General features: G+C 65.1%; 13 protein-coding genes. 9 read left to right on the plus strand and 4 right to left on the minus strand.

Annotated elements, in window-relative coordinates; translation table 11 throughout:
* The first annotated feature begins 138 nt into the window (after positions 1-138).
* Complete coding sequence (gene yoaA, locus AC1RWI_RS35520) at positions 139-2,271, plus strand: DNA repair helicase YoaA (RefSeq protein ID WP_492870660.1); 2,133 nt, start codon at positions 139-141, stop codon at positions 2,269-2,271.
* Positions 2,272-2,376: 105 nt separating this feature from the next.
* Here yoaA and AC1RWI_RS35525 read toward each other — a convergent pair whose 3' ends face one another.
* Positions 2,377-3,207: an outer membrane protein assembly factor BamD gene (locus tag AC1RWI_RS35525; protein WP_043345321.1), complete on the minus strand. Its 831-nt coding sequence runs from the start codon at positions 3,205-3,207 to the stop codon at positions 2,377-2,379.
* Here AC1RWI_RS35525 and AC1RWI_RS35530 point away from each other — a divergent pair.
* Both AC1RWI_RS35530 and pgeF read left to right on the plus strand, forming a co-directional pair.
* Positions 3,131-4,441: an RluA family pseudouridine synthase gene (locus AC1RWI_RS35530; protein WP_492870654.1), complete on the plus strand. Its 1,311-nt coding sequence runs from the start codon at positions 3,131-3,133 to the stop codon at positions 4,439-4,441. The two genes, AC1RWI_RS35525 and AC1RWI_RS35530, sit on opposite strands and share 77 nt — an antisense overlap.
* Positions 4,431-5,234: a peptidoglycan editing factor PgeF gene (pgeF, locus tag AC1RWI_RS35535; protein WP_492870655.1), complete on the plus strand. Its 804-nt coding sequence runs from the start codon at positions 4,431-4,433 to the stop codon at positions 5,232-5,234. The genes AC1RWI_RS35530 and pgeF overlap by 11 nt, the downstream gene beginning before the upstream one ends.
* A 13-nt stretch (positions 5,235-5,247) precedes the next feature.
* On the opposite strand, the gene AC1RWI_RS35540 is transcribed toward pgeF, so the two are convergent.
* Positions 5,248-5,508, minus strand: a complete 261-nt coding sequence (locus AC1RWI_RS35540) for a hypothetical protein (protein ID WP_492870656.1) — start codon at positions 5,506-5,508, stop codon at positions 5,248-5,250.
* 372 nt (positions 5,509-5,880) lie between these two features.
* On the opposite strand from AC1RWI_RS35540, the gene phaC reads away from it, so the two are divergent.
* From phaC to AC1RWI_RS35565, 5 genes are all read left to right on the plus strand, one after another.
* The gene (gene phaC, locus AC1RWI_RS35545) at positions 5,881-7,674 is read left to right on the plus strand and encodes a class I poly(R)-hydroxyalkanoic acid synthase (RefSeq protein ID WP_492870657.1); all 1,794 of its coding nucleotides are present in this window, start codon (positions 5,881-5,883) and stop codon (positions 7,672-7,674) included.
* Positions 7,675-7,750: 76 nt separating this feature from the next.
* Positions 7,751-8,932 carry an acetyl-CoA C-acetyltransferase gene (locus tag AC1RWI_RS35550; RefSeq protein ID WP_043345333.1) on the plus strand — a complete coding sequence of 394 codons (1,182 nt, stop codon included), beginning with the start codon at positions 7,751-7,753 and terminating at the stop codon, positions 8,930-8,932.
* 115 nt (positions 8,933-9,047) lie between these two features.
* Positions 9,048-9,788, plus strand: coding sequence for a 3-ketoacyl-ACP reductase (locus tag AC1RWI_RS35555; protein ID WP_043345337.1), 741 nt, complete (start codon positions 9,048-9,050; stop codon positions 9,786-9,788).
* 397 nt (positions 9,789-10,185) lie between these two features.
* Positions 10,186-10,737 carry a polyhydroxyalkanoate synthesis repressor PhaR gene (phaR, locus tag AC1RWI_RS35560; protein ID WP_006155938.1) on the plus strand — a complete coding sequence of 184 codons (552 nt, stop codon included), beginning with the start codon at positions 10,186-10,188 and terminating at the stop codon, positions 10,735-10,737.
* A gap of 362 nt (positions 10,738-11,099) precedes the next feature.
* Positions 11,100-12,080: a tRNA dihydrouridine synthase gene (locus tag AC1RWI_RS35565; protein ID WP_492870658.1), complete on the plus strand. Its 981-nt coding sequence runs from the start codon at positions 11,100-11,102 to the stop codon at positions 12,078-12,080.
* 322 nt (positions 12,081-12,402) lie between these two features.
* Here AC1RWI_RS35565 and AC1RWI_RS35570 read toward each other — a convergent pair whose 3' ends face one another.
* Positions 12,403-12,975 (minus strand): class I SAM-dependent methyltransferase, encoded by a 573-nt coding sequence (locus AC1RWI_RS35570; RefSeq protein ID WP_043345341.1) that lies wholly within the window; start codon positions 12,973-12,975, stop codon positions 12,403-12,405.
* A 167-nt stretch (positions 12,976-13,142) separates the two neighbouring features.
* Entirely contained in the window at positions 13,143-13,523 is a 381-nt protein-coding gene (locus tag AC1RWI_RS35575) for a hypothetical protein (RefSeq protein ID WP_492870659.1), read from the minus strand.
* A gap of 340 nt (positions 13,524-13,863) precedes the next feature.
* Here AC1RWI_RS35575 and rimO point away from each other — a divergent pair, with 340 nt between their 5' ends.
* The gene (gene rimO, locus AC1RWI_RS35580; RefSeq protein WP_267606289.1) at positions 13,864-15,243 is read left to right on the plus strand and encodes a 30S ribosomal protein S12 methylthiotransferase RimO; all 1,380 of its coding nucleotides are present in this window, start codon (positions 13,864-13,866) and stop codon (positions 15,241-15,243) included.
* The last annotated feature ends 180 nt before the right edge of the window (positions 15,244-15,423 follow it).

Genomic DNA, 15,423 nt, shown 5'->3' on the forward strand with positions numbered 1-15,423 from the left:
TCCCCGATTCCCCGATTCCCCCTTGCTCCGGGCCGCTCTTGAAGCGGCTCGCCAGAAAGCCTCGCCTTGCCCGACTCCGAAGACCTGCCCGCCGCCACCGTAACGTCAGATCCGTCTGATCACGCCGCTACGTCCGACATGCCCGACACGCCTGACTCGCCCGAAGCACCGGCGGCCAGCGCTGCCGGGCCGGCCGGTACGGCGGCTTCACACGCCGCCCAACTGGCCACCATCTTTGCCGAGACCGGGACCCTGGCCACCGGCATCGAGGGCTATCGCCCGCGCGCGGCGCAAGAGCAGATGGCCGCCGCCGTGGCCGGGGCGATCGAGCGCGCAGACACGGTCATCGTCGAGGCCGGCACGGGCACGGGCAAGACCTTCGCCTACCTGGTTCCGGCCATGCTCTGGGGCGGCAAGGTGATCCTCTCCACCGGCACCAAGAACCTGCAGGACCAGCTTTTCCTTCGCGATATCCCCACGGTGCGCAAAGCGCTCAATGTGCCGGTGTCGGTGGCGCTGCTCAAGGGGCGGGCCAACTACCTCTGCCATTACCACCTGGAGCGGGCCGAGATCCAGGGCCGCCTGGCTTCGCGCCAGGATGCCGCCTGGCTGCGCGAGATCGCCCGCTTTGCCAAAGTCACGTCGTCGGGCGACAAGGGCGAGCTGGCCTCGGTGCCGGAAAACGCGCCGGTCTGGCAGCTGGTCACCTCGACCCGCGACAACTGCATGGGCACGGAGTGCCCGAGCTACAAAGAGTGCTTTGTGATGCGCGCTCGCAAGGAAGCGCAGCAGGCGGACATCGTGGTAGTCAACCACCACCTGTTCTTTGCCGACGTGGTGCTGCGTGACACGGGCATGGCCGAGCTGCTGCCAGCTGCCAATACGGTGATCTTCGACGAAGCGCACCAGTTGCCCGATACGGCGACGCTGTTCTTCGGCGAGAGCCTGTCTACCAGCCAGTTGCTGGAGCTGGCGCGGGACACCGTGGCCGAGGGCCTCTCGCACGCGCGGGACGCCGCCGACTGGGTGCGGATCGCGGCCCCGCTGGAGCGCGCCGCGCGGGACCTGCGCCTGGCCTTCACCCGGGACAATTCCCGCCTGGCGGTGAGCCAGATCGAGGCGGACCCCCGCATCGGCAAGCCATTCTTCGAGACCCTGGACGCGCTCGAAACCGCGCTGGCAGAATTCGTGACCCTGCTGGAAAGCCAGGCTGAACGTGCCGAGTCGTTGGAGCAGTGCCATCGCCGCGCGGTGGAGCTCGACCAACGCCTTGCCGCCTGGCGCAACGATGCCAAGGCGGCGCCACCGCCCGCCGCTGTGGAGGGTGATGAAAAAGCCCCGGCCAGCACGGCCTTCGGGCCGGAAACCGTGCGCTGGGTCGAGGTGTTCTCCCAGACCGTGCAGCTGCACCGCACGCCCCTGTCGATCGCGCCGATCTTCACCCGCCAGCGCGAAGGGCACCCGCGTGCCTGGATCTTCACCTCGGCTACGCTATCCGTGAAGGGCAATTTCACGCACTATGCGGCTCAGCTTGGCCTGGACAAGGACAAGTCGCTGACGTTGCCCAGCCCGTTCGATTACGCCACCCAGGGCTTGCTCTACGTGCCGCGCGACCTGCCGGCGCCGCAGTCGCCGCAGTTCACCGACGCCGTGGTGCAGACCGCGCTGCCGCTGATCGAGGCCGCCGGCGGCCGCGCTTTCCTGCTGTGCACCACGCTGCGGGCAGTGCAGCGCGCCTCCGACCTGCTGTACGAGGCCTTTGCCGAACGCGGCCTGGAGCTGCCCTTGCTGGTGCAGGGCCAGGCCAGCCGTACCGAATTGCTGGATCGCTTCCGCGAGCTTGGCAATGCGGTGCTGGTGGGCAGCCAGAGCTTCTGGGAAGGCGTCGACGTGCGCGGCGAGGCGCTCTCGCTGGTTATCATCGACAAGCTGCCGTTTGCCCCGCCCGACGACCCGGTGCTGGCGGCGCGCATGGAAGTGCTGCAAAAGAAGGGGCTGAGCCCGTTCGCCGTGCATCAGCTGCCGCATGCCGTGATCACGCTCAAGCAGGGCGCGGGGCGGCTGATCCGCTCGGAATCCGACCGTGGCGTGCTGGTGATCTGCGATACCAGGCTGGTTGAAAAGCCCTACGGCCGCCAGATCTGGCAGAGCCTGCCGCCCTTCAAGCGCACGCGCGAGGCCGAGACGGTGGTCCACTTCCTGGAGTCGCTGCGCAATGGCGAAAGCGCGCCGGCGGCTGGCGACGCAGGAGGGGAAGCCGCGCCCGATTGACCGCCTGGCGCGGGCGGCTGGCCAACAAACAAAAAACCCGATCTTCCGATCGGGTTTTTTGTTGCCGGCGCAGTTGCCAGCGCACTCAGGCGCCGTGCCTGACGTTCAGAACACTTCCCACCAGGACTTGTCCTTGCGGCGTTCCCCGTACTTGATGTAATCGCTGTTGGGGAAGTTCTTTTCCATCACGCGGGCGGTATCGTCGCGCAAGTCCTTCATGCCCAGCGAATCGTACGAGCGGATCATGATGTACAGCGCTTCCTCGTTGGCCGGCGCGCCGTCATAGTCCTTGAGCGCCTGCTGGGCCCGGTTTGCGGCGGCCAGGTAGGCGCCACGGCGGTAGTAGTAACGTGCCGCATGGACCTCGTGCTGGGCCAGCGAGTTCACGATGTATTGCATGCGCGCGGCAGCATCCGTCGTGTACTTGCTGTCCGGGAAGCGCGTGACCAGCGTGTTGAAGGCGTCATAAGCAGCGCGCGCGGCCTTGGGGTCGCGCTCGCTCAGGTCCTGACCGGAAAAACGGCCAAGCCAGCCCAAATTGTCATTGAAGTTGATCAGGCCCTTCAGGTAATAGGCATAATCCACGTTCGGGTGATTCGGATGCAACTGGATGAAGCGGTCGACCGAGGCAAGCGCGGCGGCGGTTTCGCCGTCCTTGTAGTTGGCGTAGGCGGTATCGATCTGTGCCTGCTGGGCGAAACGGCCGAAGGGATAACGTCCCTCAAGCTTCTCGTACAGCTTCACAGCTCGGGGAAAGTCGCCGGAATCTAGTGCGTCCTTGGCTTCCGAATATAATTTGTTAGCCGACCAGCCGGCAGTTTCGTCTGGTTGATCCGACAGCAGGCCGCACGCCGATAGCATGACGCAGCCGCCTGCGAGCAGAATCGCTCCAATTCTTGCGCGCCAGCTGGCGCGCTTCATGCTCATCAATTGCATGGGCAACGTATCCCGGATGAAAAATAGCGTCAAGCATTATAGCCCAAGCCCCTTGTCGGAAACCGCCGCCAAGGGCATCGAGCAGCAAGCTGCCGATTCACCCGACATCTTGAACGAGGTGGAGGACCTGGAAGACCTGACCGATGTGGCCGCGCTAGGCGGCCTGGAGGCAGGAGCGGAGGCATCTCCAATCGAGTTGGAAATGCAGCCGGTAGAGATCGAAGTCGATGGTGCGTCACACGGCGAGCGCCTCGACAAGTTGTTGGCACGTCACCTCAGCGGCTTCTCGCGCAGCCGCCTGCAGCAATGGATCGAGAACGGGGCGGTGCTGGTCGACGGCGAGGTGCGCCGCTCCAAGTCCTCCGTGCAGATGGGCGAGCGCGTCGTGGTCCGTCCGCAGGCGGCGGCAGAATCGCGCGCCTTCGTGGCCGAAGACGTGCCGCTCAACGTCGTGTATGAGGACGCCACGCTGCTGGTCATCGACAAGCCCGCCGGCCTGGTGGTGCATCCTGCCGCCGGCAACTGGGGCGGCACGGTGCTAAACGGCCTGCTGCACCGCTACCCGGAGGCCGCAAGCCTGCCGCGCGCGGGCATCGTCCACCGGCTCGACAAGGAAACATCGGGGCTGATGGTGGTGGCCCGCACGCTGACCGCCCAGACCGACCTGGTGCGCCAGCTTCAGGCGCGTACCGTCAAGCGAAGCTACCTGGCGCTGGTGTGGGGCGTGACGCCCGAGTCCGGCACCATTGATGCGCCGATCGGCCGCGATCCGCGCGAGCGGATCCGCATGGCGATCGTGCTCACCAACAGCGGCAAGCCCTCGCGCACCCATTTCCGTACCCTTGGCACGGTGCCGCTCGGGCGCGGCCATGTCTCCATGGTGATGTGCCAGCTCGAAACCGGCCGCACCCACCAGATTCGCGTCCACTTCGAGTCGATCGGCCATCCGATGGTGGGCGACCCGGTCTATCACCGCGCCGCCACCCAGCGCGGCCAGCGTCCGGCCATCAAGGCACCGCTGCCGGTGCCGCTGACGCGCCAGGCGCTGCACGCCTTCCGGCTTGGGCTGGTGCATCCGGCCACCGGCAAGCTCGTATCCTGGGAAGCGCAGCCGCCCGATGACTTGCAGGCGCTGATCGAAGCGCTCGACTTTGACCGTGCCGGCGACGAAGACGAGGACGACGGCTGGACCGAAGGCGAGGACGGCGCATGGGAATACGGCGATGACGACTGAGGCGCCTTGGCTAGTTCCCGACTGGCCGGCTCCGGCGCGGGTGCGCGCGTTGTCCACCACCCGCCAGGGCGGCGTCAGCGAGGCTCCCTACGGCCTGGTTGACGGCAGCCCGGGCGGGCTGAACCTTGGCACCCATGTGGGCGACGAAGCCGCCGCGGTCGCGGCCAACCGCTCACGGCTGGCCGCGCGGCTGCCGGCCGTGCCAGGCTGGCTGGAGCAGGTGCATGGCTGCGCGATCGCCACCGAGGACCAGTTTGCCGCCGATGGCGTGGTTCCACAGGCGGACGCCAGCATTGCCACGACCGCTGGCCGGGTCTGCGCCGTGATGACCGCCGACTGCCTGCCCGTGCTGCTGTGCGACCGTGCCGGCACGGTGGTTGGCGCCGCGCACGCCGGCTGGCGCGGGCTGTGTGGCGGCGTGATCGAGGCAACCCTGGCGCATATGGGCAAGCAGGTTGGCAAGCAAGCTGGCGCGCAGGCGCAATGGCTGGCCTGGCTCGGGCCGGCCATCGGCCCGGATGCCTTCGAGGTGGGCGCCGAAGTCCGGCAGGCGTTCCTGGCTCAGGCGCGGCCTGACGAGACGGCGCAGGTGGACCTTGCCTTCCGTGCCGGCGCAGGCGGCAAGTACTTCGCCGACATCTACGCGCTGGCCCGCATCCGCCTGGCCCGCGCCGGCTGCACGGCGGTGTACGGCGGCGACGCCTGCACCGTTGGCGATGCGCAGCGCTTCTACTCCTACCGGCGCGACGGCGTCACGGGGCGCATGGCCAGCCTGGTCTGGCTGGCCGCCTGAAACGTTCCTGGCGTCAATCCCGGGCAGGCGGCTGCTCCGGCCCCGCGGATTCTGCGGGTGCCACGGAACTGGAGGGTGCCGGCGCGCTCTTCGCCTGCCTCGCTTCCTCTGCCTTGCGCCGGCGCAGGCGCCCCGGGGTGCCCATGATGTACACCAGGATCGCCACCGGGAACAGGCCGTAAAAGACGAATGTGGCCAGTCCCGCGATCACGGTATGTTCGGTAATGGCCATCATCAGGACCACATACAGCCAACCGATTGCAACGATGTACATCAGAAAGTCATCCTTCTCTGGCAAGCTGGCCCCGTGGCCGGAGTGGCGCCAACGGGAAGCTCGCAGGTTCGCGCTGAGCGCATTTTGCCGTTAGCGCCGGTCCACGCATCTTTCCGCATTGACAGGCATAACATTGCAAGGCAACAATGGCCTCGAATGCACTGCAAGGCTGTGTGCTGGCAGGCATTCGCAGGCTCCGCCGGGACGTTCAGGTCCGCGGCGCGGCGTGTCCGGCAAGCATACCGCAGACGTCACCAGCCGAGGGCGTCAGCACGGGGCCGGTTCCGAGGCTGGCGATGGGGGAGAGCCCCGCGGTGGTGGTACGCCGCCCAGCCAGCTTTCAAATAAGTGACGGCAGAGAGACGAAAGAACATGGCAACCGGCAAAGGTGCGACAGCTTCCACCAAGGAAGACAAGTCCCAACCGTTTTCATTTGCTTCGGGGCCATTTGATCCAGCGACATGGCTGGAATGGTCCCGTCAGGCACAGGCTAACGGTGCGACGACCCAGCAGGGCATGCCTAGCATGCCATTTATTCCCGGTTTCGAGGCATTGAAGGGTTCCGCCATGGCGGGCGTGAAAATCGCGCCCGATCAACTGGCCGACATCCAGCAACGCTACATGAAGGACTTCACCGCGCTCTGGCGAAGCATGGCCGAGGGCGGTGCCAATCCCGCCACGGCCCTGGCCGATCGTCGCTTTTCCGGCGATGCCTGGCGCAGCAGCGCGGCGTTTCACTACGCCGCCGCTTTTTACCTGATCAATGCGCGTGCCATGAATGAGCTGGCGGGCGCGGTCGAGGCCGATGCCAAGACCCGCCAGCGCATCCGTTTTGCGATCTCGCAATGGGTCGACGCCATGTCGCCGGCCAACTTCCTCGCCACCAATCCGGAAGCGCAGAAAAAGCTGATCGACTCCGGCGGCGAATCGCTGCGGGCCGGTGTGCGCAACATGCTCGACGACCTTGGCCGCGGCAAGATCTCGCAGACCGACGAATCCGCCTTCGAGGTGGGCCGCAACGTGGCCGTGACCGAAGGCGCGGTGGTCTATGAGAACGCCTACTTCCAGTTGCTGCAGTACAAGCCCGCCACCGACAAGGTGTTTGCGCGCCCGCTGCTGCTGGTGCCGCCTTGCATCAACAAGTACTACATCCTCGACCTGCAGCCGCAGACCTCGCTGGTGAACTACATGGTGGAGCAGGGCCATACCGTCTACATGGTTTCCTGGCGCAATCCGGACGCTTCGATGGCCGAGCTCAGCTGGGACGACTACATCGAACATGCCGCCATCCGCGCCATCGAAGTCACGCGCGAGATCAGCGGCCAGGACCAGATCAACGTGCTGGGCTTCTGCGTGGGCGGCACCATCGTCTCCACTGCGCTGGCGGTGCTGGCCAAGCGCGGCGAGCATCCCGCCGCCAGCCTGACGCTGCTGACCACGCTGCTCGATTTTGCCGATACCGGCGTGCTCGATGTGTTCGTCGACGAAGCCCACGTCAAGCTGCGCGAAAACACCCTGGGTGGTGCGGCGGGCACACCCTGCGCGCTGCTGCGCGGCGTGGAACTGGCCAACACGTTCTCGTTCCTGCGTCCCAATGACCTGGTCTGGAACTATGTCGTCGACAACTACCTGAAGGGCAATACGCCGGTCCCGTTCGACCTGCTGTTCTGGAACGGCGACGCCACCAATCTGCCGGGCCCCTGGTATTGCTGGTACCTGCGCCATACCTACCTGCAGAACGAGCTCAAGGTGCCGGGCAAGCTGACCGTGTGCAACGCGCCGGTGGACCTGGGCAGCATCGACGTGCCAACTTACATCTATGGCTCGCGTGAAGACCACATCGTGCCCTGGATGTCGGCCTATGCTTCCACCGCGTTGCTCAAGAACAAGCTGCGCTTTGTGCTGGGCGCGTCGGGCCATATCGCCGGCGTGATCAACCCGCCGGCCAAGAAGAAGCGCAGCCACTGGACCAACGACAAGCTCCCGGCTTCGGCGCAGGAGTGGTTCGACGGCGCCGCCGAGCATGCCGGCAGCTGGTGGCCGGACTGGGCGGCCTGGCTGGCCAAACACGCCGGCGCGCGCAAGGCGGCCCCCACCGACTACGGCAACAAGGACTACCGCGCGATCGAGCCGGCACCGGGCCGCTACGTCAAGGCGAAGGCATAGGATTTGTCCGGGCCGGCGCCCTGCGGGGCCGGCCCCTTTCACCCCTTATTTGCATCCAACTCGAGAGGACCTCCCAATGACTGACATTGTCATCGTATCCGCTGCCCGTACCGCGGTGGGCAAGTTCGGCGGCTCGCTCGCCAAGATTCCCGCGCCCGAGCTGGGCGCCATCGTCATCAAGGCTGCGCTTGAGCGTGCCGGCGTCAAGCCCGAGCAGGTCAGCGAAGTGATCATGGGCCAGGTGCTGACGGCCGGTTCCGGCCAGAACCCGGCGCGCCAGGCAGCACTGAAGGCTGGCCTGCCCGTGATGGTGCCGGCCATGACCATCAACAAGGTCTGCGGCTCCGGCCTGAAAGCCGTGATGCTGGCCGCCAACGCGATTGCCGCGGGCGATGCCGAGATCGTGGTCGCTGGTGGCCAGGAAAACATGAGCGCCGCGCCGCACGTGCTGCCGGGCTCGCGCGATGGCTTCCGCATGGGCGACGCCAAGCTGATCGACAGCATGATCGTGGACGGCCTGTGGGACGTCTACAACCAGTACCACATGGGCGTCACCGCCGAGAACGTGGCCAAGGAATACGGCATCACGCGCGAAGCCCAGGACGCGTTCGCGGCCGGTTCGCAGAACAAGGCGGAAGCCGCGCAGAAGGCCGGCAAGTTCGATGAAGAAATCGTGCCGGTGCCGATTCCCCAGCGCAAGGGTGACCCGGTGATGTTCGCCACCGATGAGTTCGTGCGCCACGGCGTCACGCAAGACGCGCTGGCTGGTCTCAAGCCCGCCTTCGACAAGGCTGGTTCCGTGACCGCCGCCAACGCCTCGGGCCTGAACGACGGCGCCGCCGCGGTGGTGGTCATGTCGGCAGCCAAGGCCAAGGAACTCGGCCTGACCCCGCTGGCCACGATCCGCGCCTACGGCACCGCCGGTGTCGATCCCAAGGTGATGGGCATGGGCCCGGTGCCCGCGTCCAAGCGCTGCTTGTCGCGCGCCGGCTGGAGCGTGGAAGAGCTCGACCTGATGGAAATCAACGAAGCCTTCGCCGCCCAGGCCCTGGCCGTGCACAAGCAGATGGGCTGGGATACGTCCAAGGTCAACGTCAACGGCGGCGCCATTGCGATTGGCCACCCGATCGGCGCGTCGGGCTGCCGCATCCTGGTCACGCTGCTGCACGAAATGAAGCGCCGCGACGCCCACAAGGGCCTGGCTTCGCTGTGCATCGGCGGCGGCATGGGTGTGGCGCTGGCTGTGGAACGCAAGTGACGATTTGCCGGGCTTGCCGCAGCGAACAAGCGCGCAGGCCGGTCTGAGGGGTGTGCCGGCGAGGGGGGGCTTCCCACCGCCGGCGTCAATAAGAACTAGCCATCAAGGAGTAGATATGACTCAGCGCATTGCATACGTAACCGGTGGCATGGGTGGCATTGGAACGGCCATCTGCCAGCGTCTGGCCAAGGATGGCTACAAGGTCGTGGCCGGTTGCGGCCCCAACTCGCCGCGCCGCGAAAAATGGCTCGAGCAGCAGAAGGCCCTGGGCTTCGATTTTGTCGCCTCGGAAGGCAATGTTGCCGACTGGGATTCGACCAAAGCCGCGTTCGACAAGGTCAAGGCCGAAGTGGGCGAGGTCGACATCCTGATCAACAACGCCGGCATCACGCGCGACGTGGTGTTCCGCAAGATGACGCGCGCCGACTGGGATGCCGTGATCGACACCAACCTGACCTCGCTGTTCAACGTGACCAAGCAGGTCATCGATGGCATGGCGGATCGTGGCTTTGGCCGCATCGTCAACATCTCGTCGGTCAACGGCCAGAAGGGTCAGTTCGGCCAGACCAACTACTCCACCGCCAAGGCTGGCCTGCACGGCTTCACCATGGCTTTGGCGCAGGAAGTGGCGACCAAGGGCGTGACCGTGAACACGGTGTCGCCGGGCTATATCGCTACCGACATGGTCAAGTCGATCCGCCAGGACGTGCTGGACAAGATCGTCGGCACGATTCCGGTCAAGCGCCTGGGCGCGCCGGAAGAAATTGCTTCGATCTGCGCGTGGCTGGCGTCTGAAGAGTCGGGTTTCTCGACAGGCGCGGACTTCTCGCTGAACGGCGGCCTGCACATGGGGTAACGAGCGGCAAGCCGTCCCTGGTTTTCCTGGACGGTTTCTTGTCTTGGGAAGGTCCTCTGCCGAGGGCCTTTTTCATTTCTGCGGCCGCTTGCGAGGCCTCTCACCCCGCAGCAATATTGCATCGCACACGCCGCACCGCACCAATGCGCGGGCGTGGCCCGGCATTGCGGGCCCCAAACACCCCGCAATCCTATGCCCCGTGCGGGTTTTCCTTAACGGGTCCGGCTTTCAATAGTGCCTTGTTGGGCATAGAATCAGGGCAGCGGCTAGCCCGCACCAAAATAGATCATGCGTTGCAGGTCAACACGTTGTATCCCCCGCTGGCGGTCCCTATTTGCGCACCGCACAGCATGCGGTGCAGCAGCATGCAACAGCGACGATAAAAGGATAGAGCACGATGGCTACCACCAAGAAAGGCGCAGAGCGACTGATCAAGAAGTATCCAAACCGCCGGCTCTACGACACGCAGACCAGCACCTACATCACGCTAGCCGACGTCAAGCAGCTCGTGATGGATACCGAAGACTTCAAGGTGATCGACGCCAAGTCCGGCGACGAGCTCACGCGCAGCATCCTCCTGCAGATCATTCTCGAAGAAGAGACGGGCGGCGTGCCGATGTTCTCAAGCTCCATGCTGTCGCAGATCATCCGCTACTACGGCCATGCGATGCAGGGCATGATGGGCACCTACCTGGAAAAGAACATCCAGGCCTTCATCGACATCCAGAGCAAGCTGGCCGAGAACTCCAAGGGCCTGTACTCGGGCGAGCCGTTCAGCCCCGATATGTGGTCCCAGTTCATGAACATGCAGGGCCCGATGATGCAAGGAATGATGAGCAACTACATCGAGCAGAGCAAGAACCTGTTCGTGCAGATGCAGGAGCAGATGCAAAGCCAGGCCAAGAACATGTTTGGCACGTTCCCGTTCAATCAGCCGGACAAGAAGTAGAGCCGGCGCACGCCGCGCCGGCCTGTTGCGCGTTCCCAATCCCCCGGGAACGCATGGAACCCTCGCGGCGCCGGCGTTCTTGCCGGGCTGGCGTGGAGGCGAATTCCCGGCGCACGCACGACCTTCCTTCGCCGATCGGGGCGATCGGTTAAAATCACGCACATTCGGGTAACGCGCGGAATCACCGCGGCCGCTACCCCTGTCAAATGTGGCGATTCATACAGCGGACTCGCCTGCACAGCGCGAATCCCAATGCCCTCCGCAATCCAAGACATTCGCCAGGCGCTCGCCGCCGAGGCCACGCCCGTTCCCATGGTGGGTTTGGCGTTTTCTCGTTTTCCGGCATCGACGCCACCTTTCGTATGAGCCGGCTGTTTCTTGCCCCCATGGAGGGGCTTGCCGATTACGTGCTGCGCGACGTGCTGACCGGCTCGGGAGGATATGACGGATGTGTGTCCGAGTTCGTCAGGGTGACGGGCTCTTTGCTTCCCGAGCGCGTCTACGAGAGGGACACACCCGAAATCCTCCACGGCGCCCATACCCCGGGCGGCACACCGATGGTGATCCAGCTGCTCGGGAGCGATCCTGAATGGCTGGCGGTCAATGCGGCCCAGGCAGCTACCGTGTCGCCGCATGGCATCGACCTGAATTTCGGCTGTCCCGCCAAAGTCGTCAACCGGCACGGCGGCGGGGCCATGCTGCTGGCGGACCCGGAACTGCTGAACCGCATCGTGTTGTCCGTTCGCGCCGCTGTGCCCGCGAACATCGCCGTGACAGCCAAAATGCGGCTCGGCGTGTCCGATACCGCGCTGGCGATCGACTGCGCCACGGCGCTGGCGGAAGGCGGCGCAGCCTCGCTCGTCGTGCATGCCAGGACGCGCGATCATGGCTACCGGCCTCCCGCGCACTGGGAGTGGATCGCGCGGATCGATGCTGCTGTGGACGTGCCCGTTGTTGCCAACGGCGAAGTCTGGACGGTAGCCGACTGGGAGCGGTGCCGGGCCGTCAGCGGCTGTGCCGATGTGATGATCGGGCGGGGCGCCGTGTCCGATCCGTTCCTGGCCTTGCGCATACGCGGGCTGATGGACAGGTCGGCATCCGGCGAAGAATGGCCGGCAGTGCTCCGTCATATCGCCGACTACCTGAAGAAACTGCAGGCTAAAGCTGAATGCCTTCATGAGCACGGGCGCGTCAAGCTGTGGCTCAGCTACCTGAAACGGACCTGGCCGCAGGCTGCCGAACTGCATGCGGCGATCCGGCGCCTGCATGATGCGCTTGCGATCCAGGCGGTGATCGAGAGCGCCCTGGCGGGCATGCCGGGGACATCACCCTCGTTGCAATAGGCGCGGGCGCTGGCGGAGCAGACGGGCGAGCGGCTCGGCCGCCACGAGGAGCAAGCGCTCTGGCAAGACCCCGAAACCGGATACACGCGCCGCGCAATGGCGGCATGCTGGAGTTCGAGGAAGGGGAGGTCACACATAGGCTGAACATGGGGGATTGCCTGCAGCTAGGCCTCCCGGCTTCCTGCACGTTTTCCAATCCGGGGGAGCAGGCCTGCCGTCTACGTGGTCGCATTGGTGTGCCGATAGCGGCTCCATCGGGCGGGTTCAGGCGTAGCATTGGTTGCCGATGACTCGCTGGTCGGCGTCGCGTTCGAGGCGCCTTTCAGCGGCGCGCAACGAAGGCCAGCAAATGCCAGTGCTTGGCCCTGCCAAGCGCGGTGCGTCCATCCCACTCATGTTCGTCGAGGCTGAGGACCTGCCAGCCGCGCAGCAGTCGCTCGGCTTCTTCGCGGGTATGGACCAACAGGCCTCGCTCGCGCCATGGGTCACGTTCGCCAAACAGGTGGCCGGCGAAAAGACCGCCCTGATCGAGAGCGTTCTCAATGCGCTGCCACAGGCCCGGGAAGGCCGGCGGGGCGCAGAAGGGCAAGGCGAAACTGGCGTTAATCAACTGGGCGGTGGGCAGGTGAAGGTCGTCGAAGCGCGCTTGCACGGTGTGCAGCCGTGGGCGATCGGCAACGCAGACCTGCGCCTCGAGAGCGGCCAGGGCCCGCGCTTCCACATCAATTGCCTGCACTCGCCAGCCACGCCGCAGCAACTCAAGGCTGTCACGGCCGGCGCCGCAGCCCAGGTCCAGCGCCAGTCCAGGCTCTCCCGTCCAGTGCTCCAGCGCCTGCAGCAGGCTCGGATGGGCGGGGGCGCCCCGGGTTTGTTGGTAGAAATCATGTTGTTTCATGGCTGGGTGCTAAGAGTGGATGTCTGCGCGCGCATCGTTCATAAGTCCATCGTGGCCGAGAGCATGAAGGTACGCGGTGCGCCCAGGGCCAAAGTTGTCGGCACCGATGTGTATTGGCTGGGACTCGATCTGACAGGTAGCCGGGCTGTCGAATTGAGAAGCGCAACTCAATGCGAGATCAATTTCTCCTTGGCGAGTTCCAGCGAGTCAAGGAAGGTGCGCATGGGCGTTTTGCCGTAGCGCAATCGCCCCTGATGCTCTCGCTGGTTGTTGTGCTGGTCAAGCCAGGCATCAAGATCGAGCTTGAGGCTGATTTCCTTCTGCTTGGTCTTGGACAGCGGAAACGGCTCTCCCGCCTTGGCGGCAGTTGCCGGCGCGCCAGCGGGTCGCAACAGGCCCCTTTGTCCTTGGCCCGGAACAGGACTGCGCTGGCATCGTGGATCAGCAGCATGCGCAGGTATCGTCGGCGCGCTTGCCATGCTGGAGGACGACGCCCACCGTGACACTTCGGCGTTGCGGATCAAGTCATAGGCGTTGCTAAACGCCAAGCCCACGCCGCCCGATGGGGAAATGTGACCTATGTTACACCTTCACGCCACTGCCCAGGTGCCAGGAAGAACGGGGGCAGGTTGGCTTCCGACGTGGACGTCGATGAGAGGGCAAGGGGGGCGCGCGTGATCGTTGCGCATAGCGTTTTGCCATGGACCGCTAGACGGACCTCGCAGGTGGCATTGCCCCGCGCGACAGCCTGAAGCCGCAAACGGGCTGCCATGTTCATGTCTGCCATGAGTCCCCGGCAAACTCCCGCGAGCGGTTAAAATGCGCGATTGGCTTTGAACCGCCGGGCGGCCATGTCCCGCCCTGCTCGCCCCACATTTGGAAGTAACCGTGAAAAACCCTTCAGAATCAACGACCAAGAAAGACCATATTCCAAATGTGGGATTCGTAAGCCTTGGATGTCCAAAGGCACTTGTGGATTCCGAGCAGATCATTACCCAGTTGCGCGCCGAGGGCTATGCCATCAGCGGCACCTATGACGGCGCCGACCTGGTGGTCGTCAATACCTGCGGTTTTATCGACGAAGCCGTGCAGGAAAGCCTGGATGCGATCGGCGAGGCACTGGCCGAGAACGGCAAGGTGATCGTCACCGGCTGCCTGGGCGCCAAGAAGAACGCTGCGGGTGAGGACATCATCACGTCGGTGCACCCGAAGGTGCTGGCCGTGACCGGCCCGCACGCGCTGGGCGAGGTGATGCAGGCCGTGCACACGCACCTGCCCAAGCCGCATGACCCGTTCATGGACCTGGTGCCGGCGGCCGGCATCAAGCTCACGCCCAAGCATTACGCCTACCTGAAGATCTCCGAGGGCTGCAACCATCGTTGCTCGTTCTGCATCATCCCCTCGATGCGCGGCGACCTGGTCTCGCGCCCGGTGGCGGAAGTCATGCTGGAGGCCGAGAACCTGTTCAAGTCGGGCGTCAAGGAACTGCTGGTGATCTCGCAAGATACCAGCGCCTACGGCGTGGACGTGAAGTACCGCACCGGTTTCTGGGACGGCCGCCCGCTCAAGACGCGCATGACCGAGCTGGTCGGCGCGCTGGGTGAGCTGGCTGCCAAGTACGGCGCCTGGGTGCGCCTGCACTACGTGTACCCGTACCCGCACGTCGACGAGATCATTCCGCTGATGTCGCAAGGGCACGTGCTGCCTTACCTGGACGTGCCGCTGCAGCACGCCCACCCGGACGTGCTCAAGCGCATGAAGCGCCCGGCCAACGCCGAGAAGACCATGGACCGCATCCGGGCCTGGCGCAAGATCTGCCCCGAGCTGACTATCCGCAGCACCTTTATCGCGGGCTTCCCCGGCGAGACCGAGGAAGAGTTCCAGACGCTGCTGGACTTCATCGCCGAAGCGGAACTGGACCGCGTGGGCTGCTTCGCCTATTCGCCGGTGGACGGCGCCACGGCCAACGACCTGCCGGGCGCCTTGCCCGACGAAGTCCGCGAAGAGCGCCGCGCGCGCTTCATGGAAGTGGCCGAGGAAGTGTCCGCCCGGCGCCTGCAGCGCAAGGTCGGCCAGACCCTGCGCGTGCTGGTCGACGAGATCAACCAGGACGGCGGCATTGGCCGCTCGTCGGCCGATGCGCCGGAGATCGACGGCCTGGTCTATATCGACCCGCCAGCGCAGGGCGCGCCGCGCTACAAGGTTGGCGAATTCGTCTCGGTGAAGATCACCGGCGCGGATGGCCACGACTTGTGGGGCGAAGTCTGAGGCTGGTGGCAGCCATCGGTCCGGATAGGTAAAAGTACGATCGTTCGTTTTGGCGAGCGCGCCGCTATACTGTGCGTTGCAACATCAGCCCAGGAGACACAAAATGACACGTGAAGTGGTGGTGGTAAGCGGCGTCCGGACCGCGATCGGTACCTTTGGCGGCAGCCTGAAGGATCTTTC

The organism is Cupriavidus sp. MPR-AND1C (assembly GCF_058809705.1).

Bases quoted from the DNA above. Each gene is read 5' to 3' on its own strand.
- yoaA (WP_492870660.1), top strand. From the start codon at position 139: ATGCCCGACACGCCTGACTCGCCCGAAGCACCGGCGGCCAGCGCTGCC.
- AC1RWI_RS35530 (WP_492870654.1), top strand. From the start codon at position 3,131: ATGACGCAGCCGCCTGCGAGCAGAATCGCTCCAATTCTTGCGCGCCAG.
- AC1RWI_RS35525 (WP_043345321.1), bottom strand. From the start codon at position 3,207: ATGCAATTGATGAGCATGAAGCGCGCCAGCTGGCGCGCAAGAATTGGA.
- pgeF (WP_492870655.1), top strand. From the start codon at position 4,431: ATGACGACTGAGGCGCCTTGGCTAGTTCCCGACTGGCCGGCTCCGGCG.
- AC1RWI_RS35540 (WP_492870656.1), bottom strand. From the start codon at position 5,508: ATGTACATCGTTGCAATCGGTTGGCTGTATGTGGTCCTGATGATGGCC.
- phaC (WP_492870657.1), top strand. From the start codon at position 5,881: ATGGCAACCGGCAAAGGTGCGACAGCTTCCACCAAGGAAGACAAGTCC.
- AC1RWI_RS35550 (WP_043345333.1), top strand. From the start codon at position 7,751: ATGACTGACATTGTCATCGTATCCGCTGCCCGTACCGCGGTGGGCAAG.
- AC1RWI_RS35555 (WP_043345337.1), top strand. From the start codon at position 9,048: ATGACTCAGCGCATTGCATACGTAACCGGTGGCATGGGTGGCATTGGA.
- phaR (WP_006155938.1), top strand. From the start codon at position 10,186: ATGGCTACCACCAAGAAAGGCGCAGAGCGACTGATCAAGAAGTATCCA.
- AC1RWI_RS35565 (WP_492870658.1), top strand. From the start codon at position 11,100: ATGAGCCGGCTGTTTCTTGCCCCCATGGAGGGGCTTGCCGATTACGTG.
- AC1RWI_RS35570 (WP_043345341.1), bottom strand. From the start codon at position 12,975: ATGAAACAACATGATTTCTACCAACAAACCCGGGGCGCCCCCGCCCAT.